The sequence below is a fragment of the Streptomyces sp. NPDC014734 genome (assembly GCF_043083325.1).
Taxonomy (GTDB): Bacteria; Actinomycetota; Actinomycetes; order Streptomycetales; family Streptomycetaceae; genus Streptomyces.
In genome coordinates this window covers 1-4633 of record NZ_JBIBYN010000058.1, presented here as the reverse complement: position 1 = coordinate 4633, position 4633 = coordinate 1, and the positions used below count along the sequence as shown (strand labels likewise).

Sequence of the window (4633 nt, the reverse complement as noted above, 5' to 3'; positions counted from 1 at the left end):
GGGGTGTCGTTGGCGGTTGCGGATGGGGCGGGTCGTCCTGTTCTGACGGTGGGTTCGTTGGTGTTGCGGCCGGTGTCGGTCGAGCAGATCAGCGGCGCGTCGCGTGACTCCCGGCAGGACTCCCTCTACCGAATCGACTGGGACGAGGTGTCCGCGGCCCCGGCGAGCGGCCGGTGTGCCCTGCTCGGTTCCGACGGGCAGGGCCTGGCGGCCGGTGCAGGCGACCCCCTCGACGTCTACGCTGATCTGTCCGCGCTGGCCGAGGCGATCGAGACCGGTGCCCCGGTACCGGACGACGTGCTGGTCACGTTCGCGCCCGATGCCGATGCCGATGCCGATGCCGATGCCGATGCCGATGCCGATGCCGATGCCGATGGCGGCTCGGTGCACCTGGCCACGCGGCGAGCGCTGCTTCTGGTCCAGGCGTGGCTGGGCGACGAGCGTTTCGCGGGTTCGCGGCTGGTGGTGCTGACTTCGGGTGCGGTGGCGACCCGTGCGGGAGAGGCCGTCGACGACCTGGCGGGCGCCGCGGTCCGGGGTCTGGTGCGCTCCGCAGAGTCGGAGAATCCGGGACGATTCGTTCTGATCGACACCGACGGCACGAACGGATCACAGCGTGCCCTCCTGGCGGCGCTGGCCTCCGGCGAGCCACAGCTCGCGGTGCGCGAGGGCGTGCTGTGCGCTCCACGACTGGCCCGCGCGATCGCGCCGACGACGACCGCAGAGCGCTTTGCCCCCGAGGGAACGGTGCTGGTCACGGGTGCGAGTGGCACCTTGGGCGGTCTGTTCGCCCGGCATCTGGTGGTCGAGCGCGGCGTGCGTCGGCTGTTGTTGGTGAGTCGGCGTGGTGACGCCGCTCCGGGGGCCGGTGAGCTCGCGGCGGAGCTGTCGGGGCTGGGTGCCGAGGTGGTCTGGGCGGCGTGTGATGTCGCGGACCGTGAGGCGTTGGCCGGTGTGCTGGCGTCCATACCGGCGGAGCATCCGTTGACCGCGGTCGTGCACACCGCGGGTGTGCTGGACGACGGCGTGATCGGGTCGCTCACACCGGAGCGTCTGTCGCGGGTGCTGCGTCCGAAGGTGGACGCGGCGTGGAACCTGCACGAGCTGACCGAGGGCCTCGACCTGTCGGCGTTCGTGCTGTTCTCCTCGGCGGCCGGTGTCTTCGGTGGTGCGGGGCAGGCCAACTACGCGGCGGCCAACGCCTTCCTGGACGCCCTCGCCCAGCACCGCAGGGCCCGGGGGCTCGCCGGATCCTCACTGGCCTGGGGCCTGTGGGCCGCCGAGTCGGGCGGCATGGCCGGTGAGCTCGACGAGGCGGACGTCTCCCGGATGAACCGGGCCGGTGTCACCGCCCTGTCCGCCGCCGAGGGCGTGGAACTCTTCGACGTGTCGACCGGGGCCGATGAGGCACTGCTGGTACCGGTGCGGCTGGATCTCGCGGCCGTCCGAGCCCAGGCAGCCTCCTCCGGTGCCGTGGCCCCGCTGCTGCGCGGCCTGGTGCGGGTACAGGCGCGCCGTACGGCCGCGGGCACGCCCTCTCAGGGCGCACTGGCACAGCGCTTGGCCGGACTCGATGAGACCGAGCGACTCGACACGCTGCTGGAACTGGTCCGCACCCAGGTCGCCGCCGTGCTCGGCCACAGCTCCGGCGACGCGGTCGACCCCGAGCGCGCCTTCCGTGATCTGGGCTTCGACTCGCTGACCGCCGTCGAGCTGCGCAACCGCATGAACGCGGTAACCGGTATGCGTCTGCCCGCCACCCTGGTCTTCGACTATCCGACCTCCGAAGTGCTCGCCCGGTACCTGCGGGACGAACTCGCCGGATCCGGCGCCCACGTGGCAGCCGTGGCAAGGACCGTGACCGACGACGAACCGATCGCGATCGTCGCCATGAGCTGCCGCTACCCCGGCGGTGTCCGGACCCCCGAGGAGCTGTGGAGGCTTCTGTCCGAGGGCGAGGACGCGATCTCCGGGTTCCCGGTCGACCGTGGCTGGGACCTGGACGCGATCTACCACCCCGACCCGGAGCACCCGGGCACCAGCTACACCCGTGAGGGCGGCTTCCTGCACGATGCCGCCGAGTTCGACCCCACGTTCTTCGGAATCTCGCCCCGCGAGGCACTGGCAACCGACCCGCAGCAGCGTCTGCTGCTGGAGACGTCCTGGGAGGCGTTCGAGCGGGCGGGCATCGATCCCGTCACCCTGCGCGGCAGCCGTACCGGTGTCTTCGCGGGCGTGATGTATCACGACTACGCCACCCTGGTGGAGCAAACCCCGGACGGCGGCGGCGAGGGCGCGCTGGGTTCCGGCAGCACCGGCTCCATCGCCTCGGGCCGGGTGTCGTACACCTTCGGCCTGGAGGGCCCCGCCGTCACCATCGACACGGCATGTTCGTCCTCACTGGTCGCCCTGCACTGGGCGATACAGGCGCTGCGCAACGGCGAATGCGAACTTGCTCTGGCCGGCGGTGTGACCGTGATGTCCACTCCCGGCACCTTCATCGGCTTCAGCCGCCAGGGCGGCCTGTCCGCCGACGGCCGCTGCCGTGCCTTCTCCGCCGACGCGAATGGAACGGGCTGGGCGGAAGGCGCGGGCATGCTGCTCGTGGAGCGGTTGTCCAACGCGCGGAAGAACGGTCACCCCGTGTTGGCGGTGGTGCGGGGCAGCGCGATCAACCAGGACGGTGCGAGCAATGGCCTGACGGCGCCGAACGGTCCGTCGCAGCAACGCGTCATCCGGCAGGCGCTGGCCACGGCCGGACTGTCGGCGTCCGAGGTGGACGTGGTCGAGGCACATGGCACGGGGACGACGCTGGGCGACCCGATCGAGGCGCAGGCCCTCCTGGCGACCTATGGTCAGGAGCGCTCCGACGACCGGCCGTTGTGGCTGGGATCGATCAAGTCGAATCTGGGCCACACGCAGGCAGCGGCCGGTGTCGCGGGCGTCATCAAGATGGTCATGGCGATGCGGCACGGCATCCTGCCGAAGACCCTCCACGCCGATCAGGCGTCGCCGCACGTCGACTGGGAGGCGGGCGCGGTCTCGCTGCTGACCGAGGCGGTGGACTGGCCCGAGACCGGCCGCCCGCGCCGTGCGGGTGTCTCTTCCTTCGGAATCAGCGGTACCAACGCCCACACCATCATCGAGCAGGCCCCGCTGGACAACCCTGCGGCGGTGGAGCCGGGAGACACCCCGGCGACCGGCACCGGTGTGGCGCCGTGGACTCTTTCGGGCCGCAGCACCCACGTGCTCCGTGCCCAGGCCGAGCGCCTCCTGGCCCATGTGACCGCCCACCCCGAGGTGTCCGCCGACGACATCGGCCACTCCCTCACGACCGGCCGTTCGGACTTCGACCACCGTGCGGTCGTGCTCGCCGCCGACCGGACCGCTCTACTGGACGGTCTGGGGGCGCTGGCGGAGGGGCGCAACGCGGCTGCGGGTCTCGTGACGGGTTCGGTGACCGGTGGCAGGACCGCGTTCCTGTTCACGGGGCAGGGAAGCCAGCGGCTGGGTATGGGGCGTGGGCTGTATGCCGCGTTCCCGGTGTTCGCGGAGGCGCTGGACGCGGTCTGTGACGAGCTGGACGCGCATCTTCCGCAGCCTCTGAAGACGGTGTTGTTCGGTGGCGCCGATGCCGGGCTGCTGGACCGGACGGACTTTACCCAGCCCGCGTTGTTCGCGGTCGAGGTGGCGTTGTTCCGTCTTGTCGAGGCGTGGGGTCTGCGGCCGGACTTCCTGTCGGGTCATTCCATCGGTGAGCTTGCCGCCGCGCATGTCTCCGGGGTCTTCTCCCTGGCGGACGCGGCGAAGCTGGTGGCGGCTCGTGGGCGGTTGATGCAGGAGTTGCCGTCCGGTGGGGCGATGGTGGCGGTGCAGGCGTCGGAGGACGAGGTGGCGCCGCTGCTGACCGGGGGTGTCAGCATCGCCGCGCTGAACGGCCCGTCGTCCGTCGTGATCGCTGGTGATGAGGACGCGGCTCTCGCGATCGCGGCAGGTTTCGAGGCGCGGGGGCGCAAGACGAAGCGGCTGACGGTCTCGCACGCGTTTCACTCACCCCGTATGGACGGGATGCTCGACGCCTTCCGTCAGGTGGCGGAGACACTGGCCTACGAGGCGCCGCGCATTCCGGTCGTGTCCAACCTGACCGGTGGTGTGGTCTCCGCCGAGGAGATCACCGACCCCGGCTTCTGGGTGCGGCACGTCCGCGAGGCGGTCCGCTTCGTCGACGGTGTCCGTGCGCTCGAAGCACAGGGCGTGACGACCTTCGTCGAGCTGGGCCCCGATGGGGTGCTCACCGCGATGGGGCAGGACTGCGTCATCGGCGAGGACACGGTGTTCGCCGCCGTGCTGCGCAAGGGACGTGACGAGGCGGAGTCGCTGGTCGGCGCACTGGCGCGGGCGCATGTGCGCGGTGTGAAGGTGGACTGGACGGCGTACTACGCGGGCACCGGTGCTCGGCGTGTCGCGCTGCCCACGTATGCCTTCCAGCGCGAGCGGTACTGGCCGGCGACTGCGGTGTCCCAAGCGGTTGGCATGGCGGGGTTGGGTCTGGGGTTGGTTGAGCATCCGTTGGTGGGTGCGGTGGTGCCGTTGGCTGGTGGTGAGGGGTTGGTGCTGACGGGGCGTGTGGGTC

Annotated in this window: 1 protein-coding gene; it reads left to right on the top strand. The window is 71.0% G+C overall.

All coding sequences use genetic code 11. From position 1 onward, the window contains the following. On the top strand, positions 1 to 4633 hold a 4633-nt coding region (locus ACF1CT_RS37290), incomplete at both ends, for a type I polyketide synthase (protein ID WP_391788478.1).